This is a genomic window from Bradyrhizobium sp. DOA9 (assembly GCF_000617845.2).
GTDB lineage: Bacteria > Pseudomonadota > Alphaproteobacteria > Rhizobiales > Xanthobacteraceae > Bradyrhizobium.
Window position 1 is genome coordinate 2,353,521 of record NZ_DF820425.1, and the last position, 17,774, is coordinate 2,371,294.

17 protein-coding genes are annotated in these 17,774 nt (G+C 65.0%); 12 read left to right on the plus strand and 5 right to left on the minus strand.

The window, feature by feature from the left end:
• Positions 1–11: 11 nt before the first annotated feature.
• Positions 12–1,124, minus strand: a complete 1,113-nt coding sequence (locus tag BDOA9_RS10945) for an AI-2E family transporter (protein WP_025033981.1) — start codon at positions 1,122–1,124, stop codon at positions 12–14.
• A 208-nt stretch (positions 1,125–1,332) separates the two neighbouring features.
• On the opposite strand from BDOA9_RS10945, the gene BDOA9_RS10950 reads away from it, so the two are divergent.
• The 3 genes from BDOA9_RS10950 to BDOA9_RS37795 all read left to right on the plus strand — a co-directional run bounded on the left by BDOA9_RS10950 (position 1,333) and on the right by BDOA9_RS37795 (position 3,168).
• Positions 1,333–2,160, plus strand: a complete 828-nt coding sequence (locus tag BDOA9_RS10950) for a L,D-transpeptidase (RefSeq protein WP_025033982.1) — start codon at positions 1,333–1,335, stop codon at positions 2,158–2,160.
• Positions 2,161–2,176: 16 nt separating this feature from the next.
• A complete protein-coding gene (locus tag BDOA9_RS10955; protein ID WP_025033983.1) occupies positions 2,177–2,821 on the plus strand; it encodes a DUF2865 domain-containing protein in 645 nt (214 codons plus the stop codon).
• 191 nt (positions 2,822–3,012) lie between these two features.
• Entirely contained in the window at positions 3,013–3,168 is a 156-nt protein-coding gene (locus tag BDOA9_RS37795) for a Thivi_2564 family membrane protein (RefSeq protein WP_042335954.1), read from the plus strand.
• Between the two features lie 63 nt (positions 3,169–3,231).
• On the opposite strand, the gene BDOA9_RS10965 is transcribed toward BDOA9_RS37795, so the two are convergent.
• The 4 genes from BDOA9_RS10965 to cysD all read right to left on the minus strand — a co-directional run bounded on the left by BDOA9_RS10965 (position 3,232) and on the right by cysD (position 8,911).
• Positions 3,232–3,432, minus strand: a complete 201-nt coding sequence (locus tag BDOA9_RS10965) for a CsbD family protein (RefSeq protein ID WP_025033984.1) — start codon at positions 3,430–3,432, stop codon at positions 3,232–3,234.
• A gap of 131 nt (positions 3,433–3,563) precedes the next feature.
• Entirely contained in the window at positions 3,564–5,729 is a 2,166-nt protein-coding gene (locus BDOA9_RS10970; protein ID WP_025033985.1) for a malate synthase G, read from the minus strand.
• Between the two features lie 450 nt (positions 5,730–6,179).
• A complete protein-coding gene (gene cysC, locus BDOA9_RS10975) occupies positions 6,180–8,096 on the minus strand; it encodes an adenylyl-sulfate kinase (protein WP_025033986.1) in 1,917 nt (638 codons plus the stop codon).
• Positions 8,097–8,116: 20 nt separating this feature from the next.
• Positions 8,117–8,911, minus strand: a complete 795-nt coding sequence (cysD, locus tag BDOA9_RS10980) for a sulfate adenylyltransferase subunit CysD (RefSeq protein ID WP_025033987.1) — start codon at positions 8,909–8,911, stop codon at positions 8,117–8,119.
• Between the two features lie 244 nt (positions 8,912–9,155).
• Here cysD and cysG point away from each other — a divergent pair, with 244 nt between their 5' ends.
• From cysG to BDOA9_RS11025, 9 genes are all read left to right on the plus strand, one after another.
• Complete coding sequence (gene cysG / locus BDOA9_RS10985; RefSeq protein ID WP_025033988.1) at positions 9,156–10,577, plus strand: siroheme synthase CysG; 1,422 nt, start codon at positions 9,156–9,158, stop codon at positions 10,575–10,577.
• Positions 10,574–10,891, plus strand: coding sequence for a DUF2849 domain-containing protein (locus tag BDOA9_RS10990; RefSeq protein ID WP_025033989.1), 318 nt, complete (start codon positions 10,574–10,576; stop codon positions 10,889–10,891). Before cysG ends, BDOA9_RS10990 begins: the two co-directional genes overlap by 4 nt.
• An 11-nt stretch (positions 10,892–10,902) precedes the next feature.
• The gene (locus BDOA9_RS10995) at positions 10,903–12,558 is read left to right on the plus strand and encodes a nitrite/sulfite reductase (protein WP_025033990.1); all 1,656 of its coding nucleotides are present in this window, start codon (positions 10,903–10,905) and stop codon (positions 12,556–12,558) included.
• Positions 12,545–13,060, plus strand: coding sequence for a DUF934 domain-containing protein (locus BDOA9_RS11000; protein WP_025033991.1), 516 nt, complete (start codon positions 12,545–12,547; stop codon positions 13,058–13,060). The genes BDOA9_RS10995 and BDOA9_RS11000 overlap by 14 nt, the downstream gene beginning before the upstream one ends.
• Positions 13,057–13,782, plus strand: coding sequence for a phosphoadenylyl-sulfate reductase (locus tag BDOA9_RS11005; protein WP_025033992.1), 726 nt, complete (start codon positions 13,057–13,059; stop codon positions 13,780–13,782). Before BDOA9_RS11000 ends, BDOA9_RS11005 begins: the two co-directional genes overlap by 4 nt.
• Positions 13,783–13,890: 108 nt before the next feature.
• On the plus strand, positions 13,891–14,904 hold the full coding sequence (locus tag BDOA9_RS11010) for a sulfate ABC transporter substrate-binding protein (RefSeq protein ID WP_152033221.1): 1,014 nt from the start codon (positions 13,891–13,893) through the stop codon (positions 14,902–14,904).
• A gap of 36 nt (positions 14,905–14,940) precedes the next feature.
• Complete coding sequence (gene cysT / locus BDOA9_RS11015; protein ID WP_082847810.1) at positions 14,941–15,777, plus strand: sulfate ABC transporter permease subunit CysT; 837 nt, start codon at positions 14,941–14,943, stop codon at positions 15,775–15,777.
• A 9-nt stretch (positions 15,778–15,786) separates the two neighbouring features.
• Positions 15,787–16,698, plus strand: coding sequence for a sulfate ABC transporter permease subunit CysW (gene cysW, locus BDOA9_RS11020; protein ID WP_025033995.1), 912 nt, complete (start codon positions 15,787–15,789; stop codon positions 16,696–16,698).
• On the plus strand, positions 16,688–17,722 hold the full coding sequence (locus BDOA9_RS11025) for a sulfate/molybdate ABC transporter ATP-binding protein (RefSeq protein WP_025033996.1): 1,035 nt from the start codon (positions 16,688–16,690) through the stop codon (positions 17,720–17,722). The genes cysW and BDOA9_RS11025 overlap by 11 nt, the downstream gene beginning before the upstream one ends.
• The last annotated feature ends 52 nt before the right edge of the window (positions 17,723–17,774 follow it).

Consider the following 17,774-nt stretch of genomic DNA (forward strand, 5'->3'; position numbering starts at 1 on the left):
GCTGAAACCGGTCAGGCTTGCGGAAGCTGCGGCGAATTCTCCGGCAACAGGTGATCCTTCAGGATCAGCGCGACGATCAGGAGCGGCGATGACAGGAACGCGCCCATCGGCCCCCACAGCCAGGTCCAGAACGCGAGCGCGAGCAGCACGGCGAGCGCGTTCAGGGCGAGCCGCCGGCCGATGATCGTCGGCGTGATGAAGTGTCCCTCCAGGAAGGTGAGGCCGCCGAAGGCGAGCGCGGCCATCAGGCCGCCGCCGATGGTCGGAAAGGCGATCAGCCCCACCACCACCAGCACCGCGAACATCGCCACCGGTCCGATGATCGGAATGAAGTTGAGCGTGGCCGCCAGCGCGCCGAGCCCGGCCGGATTGGGCATTCCGGTGACCGCGCAGATCAGGCCGGTGGCGACGCCGACGCCCACATTGATGAGGGTGACGGTCAGCAGATAATTGCCGAGATGGACCTCGATCTCGTTGAGTATCCGGAGCGTGCGCAGCCGCGCGTCGTGATCGCTGAAGGTCATGATCATGGCCCGCCGCAGGTCGCGCCAGCTTGCGATGAACAGGATCAGGGTGACGAAGAACAGCAGGAATTCGGTAAAGGTCGGTGACAGGAATTCCAGCGTCGGCTGCACCCACTCGATCTTGGGCATGTGGAGGCTCGGCAATCCCTCCGAGCCGCCGAGCATGGTTTGCATCTCCCGCCAGAGCGCAAGCGGCCGGTCGAACACGTGCAGCTTGTCCTTTAGTTGCGCGCCGAGCTCCGGCAGGCGCGTGCTCCACTCCATGACCGGCGAAGCGATCAGCGCCACGACGAAGGCGACCACCGCGGTCACCGCGATCACGATCAGCACGGCGCCGAGGCTACGCGGGACCTTGTAGCGCTCGAGAAAGCCTGCCGCCGGCGAGAGCATTGTGCCGGTGACGAACGCCATCACGACCGGCAGGAAGAACGCCCTGCCGACATAGAGCACGGCGACGATGGCAATCAGCAGCAGTCCGGCCAGCGCGAACGCGACGAATTCAGTGCGGCGGATCACCGGCGGCAGCTCGACATGGCTCTCTGGGAGCGGGTCGCCTTCGCTGTTGCCGGAAATCAGACGTTCACTGGGTAGGACGCGCACAATATCTCTCCCGCACGGAATCCGCGATCCGCGCGCCCATTGATGACCTGATTAATGCTTGGGCGGCGCGCTGGTTCCATCGCGGCTTCGTGAACAGTCGCTCGCTTGACTGTGACGTCGCTGCCGCACGCTACGCCGGAACTTCGATCCGTCCGGCGGAGTTTGTTGGAGCAGCGCATCACCTGATGCACATCCAACGGGGCAGCTCATGACCAAGTTGTTTGCAGTCCGTCGCAGCTTCTCGCCGCGCGCCGTCAGCGCATTCGCTTTCGCAACCGCTCTGCTCATCGTGCCCACGGGCACCGCGAGCGCGCAAACCTTCAGCTATGGGCCGATGCAGCGGGTGTACCCGCAGGACCTGTACTCGCAGGGCCAATACTTGCAGGGCCAATACTTGCAGGGCCAAGGCTATTCGCAGGATGACCTCAACGAGGCGCCGCAGGCCGCCGACGAGGATGCTCAGTTGCCTGATCGCCTGCGCAGGCAGATCGTCAGCTTCGACCGGAGCGAGCCGGCCGGTACCATCGTCATCGACACAAACAACACCTATCTCTATTACGTGCTCGGAGGCGGCCGCGCGATCCGCTACGGCGTCGGCGTCGGCCGCGAGGGCTTTACCTGGTCGGGCGTGCAGAGCGTCAGTCGCAAGGCCGAGTGGCCGGACTGGCATCCGCCGACCGAGATGATCGCGCGCCAACCCTATCTGCCGCGCTTCGTCGCCGGCGGGCCCGGCAACCCGCTGGGTGCGCGTGCGATGTATCTCGGCTCGAGCCAATACCGCATCCACGGCACCAACGACCCCTCCACGATCGGCAAGTTCGTCTCGTCCGGCTGCATCCGCATGACCAACGAGGATGTCATCGACCTGTATGGCCGCGTCAATGTCGGCGCCAAGGTCGTGGTGCTGCCGAAGAACGCGCCCTTGATGGCCAGAGGAGGCGACAAGGCCGGCGAGCCTGTACGCAGACGGCCGGCCGTGACGACGCTGCCGTCGGGCCGGCAGGCGTTGAACATCACGTCCTCGGCCGTGAACTAGACGTGAGCGAGGTCATATGAGCAGACGCCTGATTGGCAAATGGGCTGGCGGAACGGCGATCCTGATCGCTATCTCCGCCGGTCTGGTATCGGTGAGCGCGGCGCATGCGGAGGATTTCTTCTCGGCATTGTTCGGCGGCTTCCGGATGCGGCCACCGCCGGAGATCCGCATGCCGTTCCCGAACGACGGGCCGCGTTACGATGCGCCACGTCAACGGACCTATGGCGGCGGCACGGCCTATTGCGTCCGCGGCTGTGACGGCCGCTATTTCCCGGCGCAGGGCAGCGATGCCGAAAGCAAGGCGCAATCCTGCAAGAGCTTCTGCCCGGCCTCGGAAACCTCGCTGGTCTATGGCGGCAACATCGACGAAGCCACGACAGATAAGGGAAAGTCCTATTCCGACCTGCCGAACGCGTTCCGCTATCGCAACGAGATCGTCGCGGGCTGTACCTGCAATGGCAAGGACCCGGTGGGGCTCGCATCGGTCAAGGTCGAGGACGACCCCACCCTGCGCAAGGGCGACATCGTCGCCGGACCCGGCGGCCTCGTGGTCGCGAGCCGCAACGCCAATGACCGCCGCGGCGTCGCGATGAACTTCTCGCCGCTACCGGAATCGGTGCGCGCCAGATTCCGCCAGGTCCCCGTGGTCGCGAAGGAGTAGCGAGCGCTCGCATCGACGGCGGTCCAAGCCTCGTTGGAGCCTCGTTGGAGCCTCGTCGGACCGGCAAACCGCTGGCCGACCCAGCCGAAGGAGCGAATTTCGTGTGAGATTACAGCAGGGTTTCCGAAATGGAACCGGCTTGGCTGCAGCGCGTTAGAGCAGCATAGCAATTGCCTGAAGGGGGCCTCGCGATGCTGGTCGGCGTACTCGTCACCTTTCTCGTCGTCATTCTCGTGCTTTATCTCATCAACATGCTGCCGATGGACGGCCGCGCCAAGCAGATCGCGCGTGTGATCGTCATCATCATCGGCGTCGTGTCGCTGCTGAAATATTTGACGGTATTTTGAGGGACTGCGGCAGCTCCAAAATAGCAGATGCCCCGGCCTTGGCCGGGGCTTCTTCGTGCTGCCTCAATGCAGCGACTTGAGCCAGTCGTCGACGTCCTGGCGAACTTGGTCCTTGGCCTTGCCATAGCGCTCCTGGAGCCGGCCCTCGAGCTGCTCGCGACGACCCTCGATCAGTGTGAGATCGTCGTCGGTCAGCTTGGCCCATTTCTCCTTGGCGGAGCCCTTGAATTGCTTCCAGTTTCCTTCGATCCGATTCCAGTCCATGACCATCTCCCGTTGGTGATGGTGGTACAACGCGATCCCCGGCGCAGCCGTTCCGCGGCCCGCCGCGGCGTTTCGCCCGCAAAAAAAGCCCCGGTGTGAACCGGGGCCTTTGAAGGTTTTCGCATCGGAGCTCAGCCCGCCGCCTTGGCCTCGCGGCGGCGCGCGGTGAGGATGTATTCGGTGTAGCCGTTCGGCTGCTCGCGCCCCCTGAAGATGAGATCGCAGGCCGCCTTGAAGGCGACGCCGTCGAAGGCGGGCGCCATCGGCCTGTAGATCGGATCGCCCGCGTTCTGCTTGTCGACGACGACCGCCATGCGCTTGAGCGATTCCATCACCTGCGCCTCGGTGATGACGCCCTGGTGCAGCCAGTTGGCGAGATGCTGGCTGGAGATGCGCAAGGTGGCGCGGTCTTCCATCAGGCCGACATCGTGAATGTCGGGCACCTTCGAGCAGCCGACACCCTGGTCGATCCAGCGCACGACGTAACCCAGAATGCCCTGGCAATTGTTGTCGATCTCCTGCCTGACGTCGTCGGGCGCCCAGTTCGACTTCGACACCGGAATGGTCAGGATGTCCGAGAGCTTGGCGCGGGGTCCGCCCTTGGCCAGCTCCTGCTGGCGCGCGGTGACGTTGACCTGGTGATAGTGCAGCGCGTGCAGCGTCGCGGCCGTCGGCGAGGGCACCCAGGCGGTGGTGGCGCCAGCCTGCGGATGGCCGAGCTTCTGCGCCAGCATGTCCGCCATCTTGTCGGGCGCCGCCCACATGCCTTTGCCGATCTGGGCATGGCCGGGCAGGCCGCAGGTCAGGCCCATGTCGACGTTCCAGTCCTCATAGGCCTTGATCCAGGCCTGCGCCTTCATCTCGTTCTTGCGGATCATCGGACCCGCTTCCATCGAGGTATGGATCTCGTCGCCGGTGCGGTCGAGGAAGCCGGTGTTGATGAACATGATGCGCTTGGAGGCGCGCTGGATGCAGGCCTTGAGATTGACGGTGGTGCGCCGCTCCTCGTCCATGATGCCGACCTTGAGCGTGTTCTCGGGCAGGCCCAGCATCTTCTCGACGTGGTCGAAAATCTCGCAGGTCAGTGAGACCTCGTCCGGGCCGTGCATCTTCGGCTTGACGATGTAGGCAGAACCCGTGCGGCTGTTCTTGACCCTGGAATGGCCCTTGAGGTCGTGGATCGCGAGCAGGCCGGAGACCGCCGCGTCGAGCAGGCCCTCCGGAATTTCCTCGCCCTTCTCGTCGAGCACCGCGTCGGTGAACATGTGGTGACCGCAATTGCGCATCAACAGCAGGCTGCGGCCGTGCAGCTTGAGCTCGCCCTTGCCATCCGGCGTCTTGTAGACGCGGTCTGCGTTGAGCGAACGCGTCAGCGTCTTGCCGCCCTTCTCGAAGTCGGCCGACAGCGTGCCGTTCATCAGGCCGAGCGTGTTGCGGTAGACCAGCACCTTGTCCTCGGCATCGACCGCGGCGACCGAGTCTTCCATGTCCAGAATGGTGGAGACCGCGGCTTCCATGATCATGTCGGAGACGCCGGCCGGATCGTCCTTGCCGATCGCGCTGCTGCGGTCGATCACCACCTCGACATGCAGGCCGTTGTTGACGAGCAGCACGGCGCTCGGCGCAGCCGCATCGCCCTGGTAGCCCGCGAACTGCGCGGCGTTCTTCAGCGCGGTGGCGTTGCCGCTCTTCAGCTTCACCGCGAGCTGGCCCGCGACCACGCTATAAGCCGTGACGTCGGTGTGGCTGCCGGTCGCGAGCGGCACGGCGTTATCGAGGAACGCCTTGGCCTTGGCGATCACCTTGTCGCCGCGCGCCTTGTTGTAGCCCTTGCCGCTCTCGGACGGATCGTGCGGGATCGCGTCGGTGCCGTAGAAGGCGTCATAGAGCGAGCCCCAGCGCGCGTTCGCCGCATTCAGCGCATAGCGTGCATTGGTGAGGGGCACCACGAGCTGCGGGCCGCAGATCTGGCCGATCTCCTCGTCCACGTTGGCCGTCTCGACCTTCTGCGTCGCCGGCTCCGGCACGAGATAGCCGATCTCCTTCAGGAAGGCGGTGTAGGCGTCGAGGTCGAACGCCTTGCCCTTATTGGCACGGTGCCAGTCGTCGATCTTGGCCTGCAGATTGTCGCGGAACGCGAGCAGCTCGCGGTTCTTCGGTCCCAGCTCCTTGATGATGGTGGCAACCCCTGCCCAGAACGCATCCGGCGCGATCCCCGTTTTCGGGGCCGCTTCCTTGGCGATGAAGTCAAACAGGACAGGGGCGATCTTCAATCCGTGGGCATCGACGCGTTTCATGGATGGGCTTTCTTGTTGGAAATGGCTGTTTTTGGCTGCCTTTGACCCGACAGCAGCAAAATGCGTTCCAAGGGAGCGGCTTTCCGGACCTATTAGCCCCAAAATCAGGGCGGTGAGAAGACCCCTGGAGGCTTGTCAAAATGTCAAGAAGAGAGGGGCAGGAGGGCCCGAGCCTGGCTTCCTGCCACGCACGCAACTGCGCTCCCTTCCCCACAGGGGCAGGGGGCTATCGCATATGAGATGTGGCTGTGGGCAGCGGCTGTCTCCACAGCGTCATGGCCGGGCTTGTCCCGGCCATCCACGCCTTTCCACGCAGTACGAAGAACGTGGATGCCCGGGACAAGCCGGGCATGACGACCTCTGCAATATTCAAATGCGATTGCCCTGCCCAAGGGGGAGGGAACGCACCGACTGCGTGGCGGCAGGAAGTGTACCAACGAGAGTGGGGCCTCAAATATTCGCAGCGAGGTCCACGAGCTCGTCGAACAGCACGCCGGTCGCCTTCAGCATCTGCTCGATCTCGTCAGCCGCCTCGGCCACGGTCCGCTTCGACGTGTCGATCACGAGCTCGGCGGCCTCAGGCTTCTCGTAATCATTGCCGATGCCGGTGAACGAGGCGAGCGCGCCGGCGCGGGCCTTCTTGTAGTGGCCCTTGGGATCGCGCTCCTCGCACACCTCGGCCGGCGTTGCGACATGGATCTCGCGGAACGCGGTATCGGCGATGCGGCGCGCGGCGGCGCGGTCCTCGCGGGCCGGCGACACGGCCGCGACGATCGCGATATGGCCGTTGCGGGCGAGATGCGTCGCGACCTCGGCGAGGCGGCGGATGTTCTCGCTGCGGTCGGTGGCGGAGAAGCCGAGATCGCTGTTGAGCCCGGCGCGCAGCGTGTCGCCGTCGAGCAGGATCGGCGAGCCGCCATTGGTGAAGAGACGCCGCTCCAGCGCGCGCGCCAGCGTCGACTTGCCGGAGGCGGGCAGGCCGGTGAGCCAGACCACCGCACCGTTATGGCGGTAGCGCGCCGAGCGCTCGTCGCTGCGCAGCGCCGATTCCACCGGCACGATGTCGACAGGCACGGCGCGCTGGCCGGCATCGACCGACAGCACCAGGCCGCCGCCGGCGATGCGCCCGGACACCTCGATCACGAGACGGCCGGTGCGCGGATTTTCGGTGTAGGGATCGGTCGCGATCGGATTGGACAGGGAGATGTCGATCTCGCCGACATGGTTGCGGCCGATCGCCTTGTTCTCGCTGCTCGAGAGCTCGCCTGGATCGACCGCCTTCTCGATGGCGACAACGGTTGCGCGGCTTTCCTTGGGTCCGCAGCGCACCAAGAGTTGATCCCCTTTTGCGAGCGGCTTGTCGTGCAGCCAGAAGATCCGCGCGCGCAGCCGCCGCGTCTCGCGCGGGGCGCTGCCCGCATGCGCGATGATGTCGCCGCGCTCGATGAACAATTCGCGGTCGAGCGTGATGCCGACCGAGCGGCCCGCGCCCTGCCGACCCGCGACCGGCGTCACCGGCCAGCTCTCGACCGTCTTGATCTTGGCGATCTTGCCCGCGGGCATGATCACGATCTCGTCGCCGGCGATCAGGCTGCCGGATTCGATGCGGCCTGCGACGATGCGGCGGTCGTCGAACTTGTAGATCGCCTGCACCGGCAGCCGCAGCGCCAGCGCTTCCAGCGGCCGCGCCGGCTCGAGGCGATCGAGCGCCTCGACCACGGTCGGTCCCTTGTACCAGCCGATGCGGTCGGTGCGCTCGGCAACGCCGTCGCCGTCGCGCGCGGAGATCGGGATCACCGCGGTCGGCGTCACGCCGAGACCGTCGAGATGCGCGGAGATCTCGTCGCTGATGTCCTTGAATCGTGCGGCGGAGAAATCCACGCGGTCCATCTTGTTGACGACGACGGCAACCTGCTTCACGCCGAGCAGATGCAGGAGATAGCCGTGCCGCCTGGTCTGGTCGCGCACGCCCTCCAGCGCATCGATGATCAGCACCGCACCGTCGGCCTGCGAGGCACCGGTGATCATGTTGCGCAGGAATTCCGCGTGGCCGGGCGCGTCGATCAGCACGATGTCGCGGGAATTGGTGCGGAAGCGGATTTGCGTGGTGTCGATGGTGATGCCCTGGTCGCGCTCGGTCTGCAGCGCGTCGAGCAGGAACGACCATTCGAACGGCATGCCGCGCCGCGCGCTGACGGCTTTCAGCATTTCGAGCTTGCCGTCGGGCAGGCTGCCGGTCTCATGCAGGAGGCGGCCGACCAGCGTCGACTTGCCGTGGTCGACATGGCCGACGATGACGATGCGGACCTGCGGTCGCGTCGTGCCGTTCGGAGTGGCCGGCGAAGCGGGAGTGACGATCATGTTCATAGCCACAAAGCGTCCTGAGGTCAGAGATAGCCGGCGACGCGGAGGCGCTCGAAGGCGTCCTCGGTCTCGTGGTCGAGTGCGCGTCCGGCGCGCTCCGGCACCTTGGTCTGCTCGAGCTCGATCAGAATCTCGTCGATGCTGGACGCCGTCGAATTCACGGGGTTGGTGATGTCCTGATCGCCGAGCGAGCGGTAGCGCTTGCCGTCCTTGGCGAGATAGAGCGGAATGATCGGGATGTTCTCGCGCTTGGTGTAGGCCCAGATGTCGGCCTCGGTCCAATGCAGGATCGGATGGATGCGCAAATGCGCACCTTGCGGCGGCGAGGCGTTGAAATGATCCCAGAACTCCGGCGGCTGGTCGCGCACGTCCCAATTGCCCTCCAGGCCGCGCGGCGAGAACACCCGCTCCTTGGCGCGCGTCGCTTCCTCGTCGCGACGGATGCCGGCGATCAGGCCGTCGAAGCCATACTTTGCGAGCGCCATCTTGAGGCCCTCGGTCTTGCGCGCGGCGGAACGGGCGGCCGGTGGCAGCGTCGGGTCGACGGCATCGATCGGCGGGCAGGGCTCGACGCGCAGGTCGAGATCCCATTCCTTGCCGTAATGATCGCGGAAGCGATACATCTCCGGAAACTTCTTGCCGGTATCGACGTGAAGGGCCGGGAACGGCATCTTGCCGAAGAAGGCCTTCCGCGCCAGCCAGATCATGACATTGGAGTCCTTGCCGAGCGACCAGAGCAGGGCGATCTTCTTCAGCCGGGCGAAGGCTTCACGAAAGATGTAGATGCTCTGCGCTTCGAGCTGGTCGAGATGGTCCATGCTCGGGGCAAGTTCGGCAGAAAATTCTTGCGCGCGCACGCGCTCGGCCAGCGCCGGATTGCTCAGTCGATCAGCAGCGGAATCGTGCTTGAGAAGATGCATCTCTGCCACTTTGCGTTTGGAGGCGAAAATTCTATAGTTGCGGTGCGGAAGAGAAGAAAAAATTTTCTCTTTGCGCGCTCGAAACGAGACATATATAGAAAATAATTCCAGTCAACCCCGTTTGTGGGGAAGCGAGTATCGCATGCGGTTCTTGCCGGTGTTTCTCGATCTCAAGGCCGGCCCGGTGGTCCTTATCGGTGCGGGCGAGCTTTTGCGCGCCAAGCTGCGCGTGCTCGCCGCTGCCGGCGCGCGGCTGCGCGTGCATGCGATCGACGGCAATCATGACCTCGGCCTCGGCTCCAAAGATGCGGCGCGCATCGAGATCTTGGCGAGCGATCCGCTCACGGCCGATCTTTCGGGCGTCGTTGCCGTCGTCTGCGCGGGCGCAGGCGATGTCGGTGTGGCCATGTCGGCTCGCGCCAAGGCGGCTGGCCTCCCCGTCAACGTCATGGACGATCTCGAACATTCCAGCTTCATCTTTCCGGCCATCGTCGATCGCGGCGATGTCGTGGTCGCGGTCGGCACCGGCGGCAGCTCTCCAGTGGTGGCGCGGCGCGTGCGCGAGAAGATCGAGGCGCTGCTGCCGGCGCGGATCGGCGAGCTCGCCGAGTTCATCGGCACCTTCCGCAAGTCGATCAACGAACGCATCGCCGAGTTTCCGCTGCGCCGCCGCTTCTGGGAGCGCGTCATCGACGGTCCGATCGGCGCCGCCGTGCTCGCCGGACGCAACAGCGAAGCGGACGCTTCGCTCAGGGCGATCTCGGATCCCGCCGCATTCGCGCGCGCCGACAAGCCGGAAGGCTCGGTCACGCTGGTCGGTGCCGGCCCCGGCGATCCCGATCTGCTCACCATCAAGGCGCTACGCGCGCTGCAGGATGCCGACATCGTCTTCCATGACGAGCTGGTCTCGCCCGAGATTCTCGACCGCATTCGCCGCGACACCACGCGCGTTTCGGTCGGCCGCCGCATCGGCAAGCCCGGTATCGGCCAGGACGCCATCAACAAGCGCATGATCGAGGCGGCGCAATCGGGCCAGCGCGTCGTGCGGCTGAAGGGCGGCGATCCCTTCGTGTTCGGCCGGGGCGGCGAAGAGGTGGAAGCGCTGCGCGCCGCCGGCATCGCCTATTCGATCATTCCCGGCATCACTGCAGGGCTCGGCGCCGCTGCCGATTTCGAGGTGCCGCTCACTTACCGTCACGAAGCGTCCCGCATCACCTTCCTCACAGCACACAAGGCGCGCGACGCAGAGAACGTGGATTGGTCGACGCTGACCGACGCCAGAATGACGCTCGTGGTCTACATGGGCGTGACCGCAGCGCCCGCCGTGCGCGCCGGCCTTTTCGCCGCCGGTCGCTCGCCGGAGACGCCGGTCGGCGTGTTCGCCCGCGTCACGCAGCCGGATGCGCAAGGCGCGATCGGCACGCTACGCGACCTGCCGGAGCTGGCGCGGCGGATCCATGGCGGTCCCGCCATCCTCATCATCGGCGACGTGGTCCGGCATGCCGGCTCGCTTCGCCAGACACCCAAACAACTCATCTCTGACCTCCTGGAAGCAGCCGAATGACCTCTCCGCTTGAACAGAAGAAAATCAAGATCGCCGGCCCCTCGGTCGTGACCGCCAACCGCACCTGGGACGGCATCGTGGTCTACCGCACCGCCGCCAAGAGCTGGTCTGCGGACCTCTCGGAAGCCGCCATCGTGCGCAACTCCGACGAGGCCAAGGCGTTGCTTGCGGAAGCGGTGGCCGATGACGTCGGCGCCATCGGCCCCTATATCGCGCCGGTGCAGATCGGCGACGACGGCAAGGTCCTGCCCGGCAACCTGCGCGAACAGATCCGCCGTACCGGCGTCACCATCGGACAGCCGGCCCAGGTTTAAGGCACGCACTTATGTACGCTTACGACGAAATCGACCGCACGCTCGTCAACGAGCGCGTCTCGGAGTTCCGCGACCAGGTGAAGCGGCGCCTTTCCGGCGAGCTCACCGAGGACGAGTTCAAGATCCTGCGGCTTCAGAACGGCGTCTATCTACAACTGCACGCCTACATGTTCCGCGTCGCGATTCCCTATGGCACGCTGGCGACGAACCAGATGCGCGCGCTCGCCCATGTCGCGCGCAAATACGACCGCGGCTACGGCCACTTCACCACGCGGCAGAACATCCAGTTCAACTGGATCAAGCTCGCCGAGCTGCCGGATGCGCTCGAAGACCTCGCCAAGGTCGGCATCCACGCGATGCAGACCTCCGGCAACAACATGCGCAACGTCACCTCGGATCAGTGGGCCGGCGTCGCGCCGGGCGAGATCGAGGACCCGCGCATCTGGTCGGAGCTGATCCGCCAGCACACCACGCTGCACCCGGAATTCTCGTTCCTGCCGCGCAAGTTCAAGATCGCGATCACCGCCTCGGACCACGACCGTGCCGCAATCAAGATCCACGACATCGGCCTCCGCCTGATCAAGAACGAGAAGGGCGAGACCGGCTTCGAGGTGTTGGTCGGCGGCGGTCTCGGCCGCACGCCGTTCATCGCCAAGACCATCAAGCATTTCGTGCATGGCCGCGACATCCTCAGCTACATCGAGGCTATCTTACGCGTCTACAACCAGTACGGCCGCCGCGACAACATCTACAAGGCGCGCATCAAGATCCTGGTGCACGAGCTCGGCATCGAGAAATTCTCGCGCGAGGTCGAGGACGAGTGGCAGCACATTCGCAACTCCTCACTCCAGATCGACGACGAGGTGATCGAGGACATCCGCTCGCGCTTCACCTACCCTGCTTACGAGAAGCTGCCGCACATGCCGGACGAGCTGCGCCAGGCCGCGGCCGACCCTGATTTCGAGGCATGGCGCAAGAACTCCGTCGCCCCGCACAAGGTGCAGGGCTATTCCATCGTCACGATCTCGCTGAAGCCGACCGGCGGGCCTCCGGGCGATGCCACCGCCGAGCAGATGGACGCGCTGGCCGATCTTGCCGACAAATATTCCTTCGGCGAGATCCGCGTCGGCCACGAGCAGAATCTGGCGCTGCCGCACGTCGCCAAGCGCGACCTGCCGGCGCTGTGGAAGGCGCTCGACAAGCTCGGGCTGGCGACCCCCAACGTCAACCTGATCACCGACATCATCGCCTGCCCCGGGCTCGATTATTGCTCGCTGGCGAATGCGCGCTCGATCCCGATCGCGCAGGAGTTGACGCGGCGCTTTGCCAATCACGAGCTCGCCAACCTGATCGGCCGTCTCCACATCAACATCTCCGGCTGCATCAATGCCTGCGGCCATCACCATGTCGGCCATATCGGCATTCTCGGCGTCGAGAAGAACGGCGAGGAGGTCTACCAGATCACCATCGGGGGCCGTGCGGACGAGAATGCTGCGCTCGGCACCCTGATCGGTCCCGGCGTCAAGTTCGACGAGGTCGCCGACGTCGTCGAGGACATCGTGGAAGCTTATCTGGCGCTGCGCGAGCGCCCGGAAGAGCTGTTCATGGACACGGTGAAGCGCCTCGGCGTCGAACCCTTCAAGGAGCGCGTCTATGCCACTCGTTAACGGCGGAAATATCGTCGATGACAGCTTCGTCAAGCTCGCCGTCGACACGCCGGTCCCTGCGGGCGGCGACATCCTGGTGCCGGCCGAGCGCTTCCTCGGCGAGGCGGATGGCTTGCTCAAGCGCGCGGGCAAGGTCGGCGTGATCTGGCCGAACAATCGCGATATCGCCGAGCTCGTGCCCTATCTCGGCAAGATCGCCGCCATCGCGCTGGTGTTCCCGACCTTCCGCGACGGACGGGCCTACAGCCAGGCGCGGCTGCTGCGCGAACGCTACAATTACCGCGGCGAATTGCGCGCGACCGGTCAGGTGCTGCGCGACCAGTTCGTGTTCATGCTGCGGGCCGGCTTCGATGCCTTCGAGGTCAAGAAGCAGGCCGACGCGGAAGCCTTCATGCAGACCGCCAAGCGCTATTCGGTGTTCTACCAGCCGACCGGCGATGGCCGCATCACCGCGCTGCACCGGCGCATGCAATTGCGCCACTCCGAAGGGGTCGGCACGTGAACGCGATCGCGCCTCGGGTTTCGCCCGCGTCCGCGTTGCCTTCGGCGGACGAGCTCGATCGCGCCTTGCGCGATGCCTCGCCCGCGGAGGTCATTGCCGCGGCGCTGGAGACGGTCGGGCGCGACAAGCTTGCGCTGGTGTCCTCCTTCGGCACGGAATCGGCGACGCTGCTGAAGGTCATGGCGGACGTCGATCCGGCGATCCCCGTGATCTTTCTCGACACCGGCTGGTTGTTCGAGGAGACGCTGGCCTATCGCGATACGCTCATTGCGACGCTGGGCCTGAAGGACGTCCGCTCGATCAAGCCCGCCGAAGAGACGCTGTCGCGCGAAGATCCCGACCGCGACCTCTGGTTCTCCGATCCCGACGCCTGCTGCCGCATCCGCAAGGTCGAACCGCTGGCGCGCGCGCTGAAGCCGTTCGATGCCTGGCTCAACGGCCGCAAGCGCTTCCAGGGCAATGCGCGCGCCGAGATTCCGGTCGTCGAGGACGATGGCGCGCGGCTGAAGTTCAATCCCTTCACCAACGTCTCGCGCGAGGAGATCGAGGCGATCTTCGTCCGCGCCAAATTGCCGCGGCACCCTCTGGTTGTGTCAGGATTCCTGTCGGTTGGGTGTATGCCCTGCACCAGCCGAACGACCGAGGGCGAGGATGCACGCGCCGGCCGGTGGCGTGGCCGGGCCAAGACAGAATGCGGCATCCACACCATGAAGACTTCGTAGCACAGTCACGCTGCGAGCTAGCGAACAAGAAAATCGGGTTCCGTTGACACAGAAGCGTTTCGCCACGAGTTATGCCTGCCGTCGACGACGTCGATGTCGTCGAGGTGAATGGAGATGGACATGATGCGCCGTATCGTTCCGCTCGCCGCAGGATTGCTCGCGACGGGGTTCTGGGCAGGCTCGGCTCTGGCCGCCGACATCAATTTGCTGAACGTGTCGTACGATCCGACGCGCGAGCTCTATGCCGAGTTCAACAAGTCGTTTGCGACCGCCTATCAGAAGGAAACCGGCAAGAGCGTCGAGATCAAGCAGTCGCATGGCGGCAGCGGTTCGCAGGCGCGTGCGGTGATCGACGGATTGCAGGCCGACGTGGTGACGCTTGCGCTCGCCTACGACATCGATGCGATCGCGAACAAGGGTCTCATCGCGGCGGATTGGCAGAAGCGGCTGCCGCAGAATTCATCACCCTATACCTCGACCATCGTCTTCCTGGTGCGCAAGGGCAATCCCAAGGGCATCAAGGATTGGGACGATCTGATCAAGCCGGGCGTTGCCATCATCACGCCGAACCCGAAGACCTCGGGCGGCGCCCGCTGGAATTATCTGGCGGCCTGGGGTTTTGCGCAGAAGAAATACGGCTCGGCCGACAAGGCCAAGGAGTTCGTCGGGAAGCTGTTCCAGCAGGTGCCGGTGCTCGATACCGGTGCGCGGGGCTCCACCGTGACTTTCGTCGAACGCGGCGTCGGTGACGTGCTGCTCGCCTGGGAGAACGAGGCGTTCCTGGCCCTGAAGGAATTCGGTGCGAACAAGTTCGAGATCGTGGCACCGCCGCAATCGATCCTCGCCGAGCCGCCGGTTACCATCGTCGACAAGGTTGCCGACAAAAAAGGCACCCGGAACGCGGCTGACGCTTACCTGCAATATTGGTATACCAAGGAAGCGCAAGAGATCGCCGCGCGCAATTTCTACCGTCCCCGCGATGCGGAGATTGCGAAGAAGTACGAAAATGCCTTCGCCAAGGTCGAACTGTTCACGATCGACGACGTCTTCGGCGGCTGGACCAAGGCGCAGAAGGAACATTTTGGCGACGGCGGCGTCTTTGATCAGATCTACAAGAACTGATCTGGCGCTATCGAAGGGGCTTTGACAGGGGGCCTGGTGAGCGCACTCGCAGCAAGACGTCGGACGTTGCCGGGCTTCGGTCTCACCATGGGACTGACGCTGACCTGGCTGTCCGTCATCATCCTGATTCCGCTTGCCGGCCTGTTCCTGAGATCGCTCGAGCTCAGTCCCGAGCAGTTCTGGAACATCCTCTCCAGCCGCCGCACCCTGAACGCGCTTCGCGTCTCGTTCGGTCTCGCGTTCGCGGCGGCCTGCGTCAATCTGGTGATGGGCAGCATCATCGTCTGGGCGCTGGTGCGCTACCGCTTTCCCGGCCGCCGCATCTTCGATGCCATCGTCGACGTGCCGTTTGCGCTGCCGACGGCGGTGGCCGGCGTCGCCCTGACCGCGCTGTTCGCCGAGCAGGGCTGGCTGGGCGCGCCGCTCGCGGCGCTCGGGCTCAAGGTCGCGTTCACGCCGGTCGGCATCTTCGTCGCCATGATCTTCATCGGCATTCCGTTCGTGGTCCGCACCGTGCAGCCGGTGCTGCAGGATCTCGATCCTGAAATCGAGGAGGCCGCGGGCAGCCTGGGGGCCAGCCGCTGGCAGACCATCGTCCGCGTGATCCTGCCCTCGCTTGCGCCGGCGCTGCTCACGGGCCTTGCGCTCGCCTTCGCCCGCGCGGTCGGCGAATACGGCTCGGTGATCTTCATCGCCGGCAATCTGCCCAATGTCTCCGAGATCGCGCCGCTCTTGATCGTGATCCGCCTGTCCGAATTCCGTTACGCCGACGCGACCGCGATTGCGGTGGTCATGCTCGTCGTCTCCTTCGTCATCATCTTCGCGGTCAATCGGCTCCAGCGCTGGGCGCAGAGCCGGATCCCGGCGCGCTGAGGGCGGATCATGACGATGCAGATCGCAGATACCGTCTCGCTCTCGGCCTCCAACTCGCAGGCGCGCGCGCATGCGGCAGCAGCGCGGAACAATTTGCGCACCGAGCCTCGCGCCGTCCGCATCGCCATCATCACGCTGGCGGTGCTGTTTCTCACCGTCTTCGTCGTGTTGCCGCTCGTCCTCGTGTTCGCGCAGGCGTTTTCGCGCGGCATCCTCGCCTATTTCGCGGCGCTCGCCGAGCCGGAGGCGCTGGCGGCTATCAAGCTGACGTTGATCGTCGCGGCGATTTCCGTCGGCCTCAATCTGCTGTTCGGCCTCGTCGCCGCCTGGGCGATCGCAAAATTCGAGTTTCCGGGCAAGACCGTCCTGATTACGCTGATCGACCTGCCTTTCTCGGTGAGCCCGGTGATCTCGGGCCTCGTCTTCGTGCTGCTGTTCGGCGCGCAGGGCTATTTCGGCAGCTGGCTGCGCGACCACGACATCCAGATCCTGTTCGCCGTGCCCGGCATCGCGCTCGCCACCACCTTCGTGACCTTCCCCTTCGTGGCGCGCGCGCTGATCCCCCTGATGCAGGAGCAGGGCACGCAGGAGGAGGAGGCCGCCATCTCGCTCGGTGCCTCCGGCCTGCAGACCTTCTTCCGCGTCACCCTGCCCAACATCAAATGGGGCGTGCTCTACGGCGTCCTGCTCTGCAACGCGCGCGCGATGGGCGAGTTCGGTGCGGTCTCCGTCGTCTCTGGCCACATCCGCGGCGAGACAAACACCATGCCGCTCCTGGTCGAGATCCTCTATAACGAGTACCAGTTCGTCGCCGCCTTCGCGATCGCCTCGCTGCTCGCAATGCTGGCGCTGATCACGCTGATCGCCAAAACAGTTCTCGAACGTCATCTCGACGAAGGACAAGACGCCAGTGACCATTGAAGTCAGGAATCTCGTCAAGAAGTTCGGCAGCTTTGCCGCCCTCGACGGCGTCGACCTCAAGGTCGACAATGGCGAATTGCTGGCGCTGCTCGGCCCCTCCGGCTCCGGCAAGACCACATTGCTGCGGATCATCGCCGGCCTCGACTGGCCGGACTCGGGTGAAGTCTTCTTCAACGGCGAGGACGCGCTGGCGCAAGGCGCCCGCGAGCGCCACGTCGGCTTCGTCTTCCAGCACTATGCGCTGTTCCGCCACATGACCGTGTTCGAGAACGTTGCCTTCGGGCTGCGCGTGCAGCCGCGCGCGGTCCGAAAGGACGAGGCCGCGATCCGCTCGCGCGTCAAGGAGCTGCTCGACCTGGTGCAGCTCGACTGGCTCGCCGACCGCTATCCCAGCCAGCTCTCCGGCGGCCAGCGCCAGCGCATCGCGCTCGCCCGCGCGCTCGCGATCGAGCCGCGCATCCTCCTGCTCGACGAGCCGTTCGGCGCGCTGGATGCCAAGGTGCGGAAAGAGCTGCGCAAATGGCTGCGCTCGCTGCATCACGAGATCAACGTCACCTCGATCTTCGTCACCCACGACCAGGAGGAGGCGCTGGAAGTCGCCAACCGCGTCGTGGTGATGGACAAGGGCAGGATCGAGCAGATCGGCTCGCCCGACGATGTCTACGACAATCCGGCGACGGCTTTCGTGCACGGTTTCATCGGCGAATCCATCGTGCTGCCGATCCAGATCGGCGATGGCGCGATCCGGCTCGGAGACCGGCAGCTCGACCTGGCGGCCGAAGGGCTTGCGCCAGGCGCGTCAAAGCTGTTCGTGCGGCGACATGACATGCTGGTCGGCCCGCCCGGCAGCGGCGCCTTCGAGGGTGCGGTCCAGCACGTCCGCAATTTCGGCCCGGTGCAACGGGCCGAAGTGGCCCTGTCCGGCGGCGAGACCATCGAGATCGACGCCCCCCGCGACAAGGAACTGCGCGCCGGCGACACGATCGGCCTCAAGCCGCGCCGTTACCGGATTTTTGCGGGCTGATCCCGCCGTCATTCCACCTGGGAATGACGGCTCAAATTCTCTTCAAAATTCA

Excerpts from the sequence above, each read along its gene's own strand:
- cysD (WP_025033987.1), bottom strand. The coding sequence starts at position 8,911 with ATGGACCATCTCGACCAGCTCGAAGCGCAGAGCATCTACATCTTTCGT.
- BDOA9_RS10955 (WP_025033983.1), top strand. The coding sequence starts at position 2,177 with ATGAGCAGACGCCTGATTGGCAAATGGGCTGGCGGAACGGCGATCCTG.
- BDOA9_RS11010 (WP_152033221.1), top strand. The coding sequence starts at position 13,891 with ATGGAGATGGACATGATGCGCCGTATCGTTCCGCTCGCCGCAGGATTG.
- BDOA9_RS11000 (WP_025033991.1), top strand. The coding sequence starts at position 12,545 with ATGCCACTCGTTAACGGCGGAAATATCGTCGATGACAGCTTCGTCAAG.
- cysW (WP_025033995.1), top strand. The coding sequence starts at position 15,787 with ATGACGATGCAGATCGCAGATACCGTCTCGCTCTCGGCCTCCAACTCG.
- BDOA9_RS10970 (WP_025033985.1), bottom strand. The coding sequence starts at position 5,729 with ATGAAACGCGTCGATGCCCACGGATTGAAGATCGCCCCTGTCCTGTTT.
- cysC (WP_025033986.1), bottom strand. The coding sequence starts at position 8,096 with ATGAACATGATCGTCACTCCCGCTTCGCCGGCCACTCCGAACGGCACG.
- BDOA9_RS37795 (WP_042335954.1), top strand. The coding sequence starts at position 3,013 with ATGCTGGTCGGCGTACTCGTCACCTTTCTCGTCGTCATTCTCGTGCTT.
- BDOA9_RS10995 (WP_025033990.1), top strand. The coding sequence starts at position 10,903 with ATGTACGCTTACGACGAAATCGACCGCACGCTCGTCAACGAGCGCGTC.
- cysG (WP_025033988.1), top strand. The coding sequence starts at position 9,156 with ATGCGGTTCTTGCCGGTGTTTCTCGATCTCAAGGCCGGCCCGGTGGTC.
- BDOA9_RS10990 (WP_025033989.1), top strand. The coding sequence starts at position 10,574 with ATGACCTCTCCGCTTGAACAGAAGAAAATCAAGATCGCCGGCCCCTCG.
- BDOA9_RS10965 (WP_025033984.1), bottom strand. The coding sequence starts at position 3,432 with ATGGACTGGAATCGGATCGAAGGAAACTGGAAGCAATTCAAGGGCTCC.
- BDOA9_RS10950 (WP_025033982.1), top strand. The coding sequence starts at position 1,333 with ATGACCAAGTTGTTTGCAGTCCGTCGCAGCTTCTCGCCGCGCGCCGTC.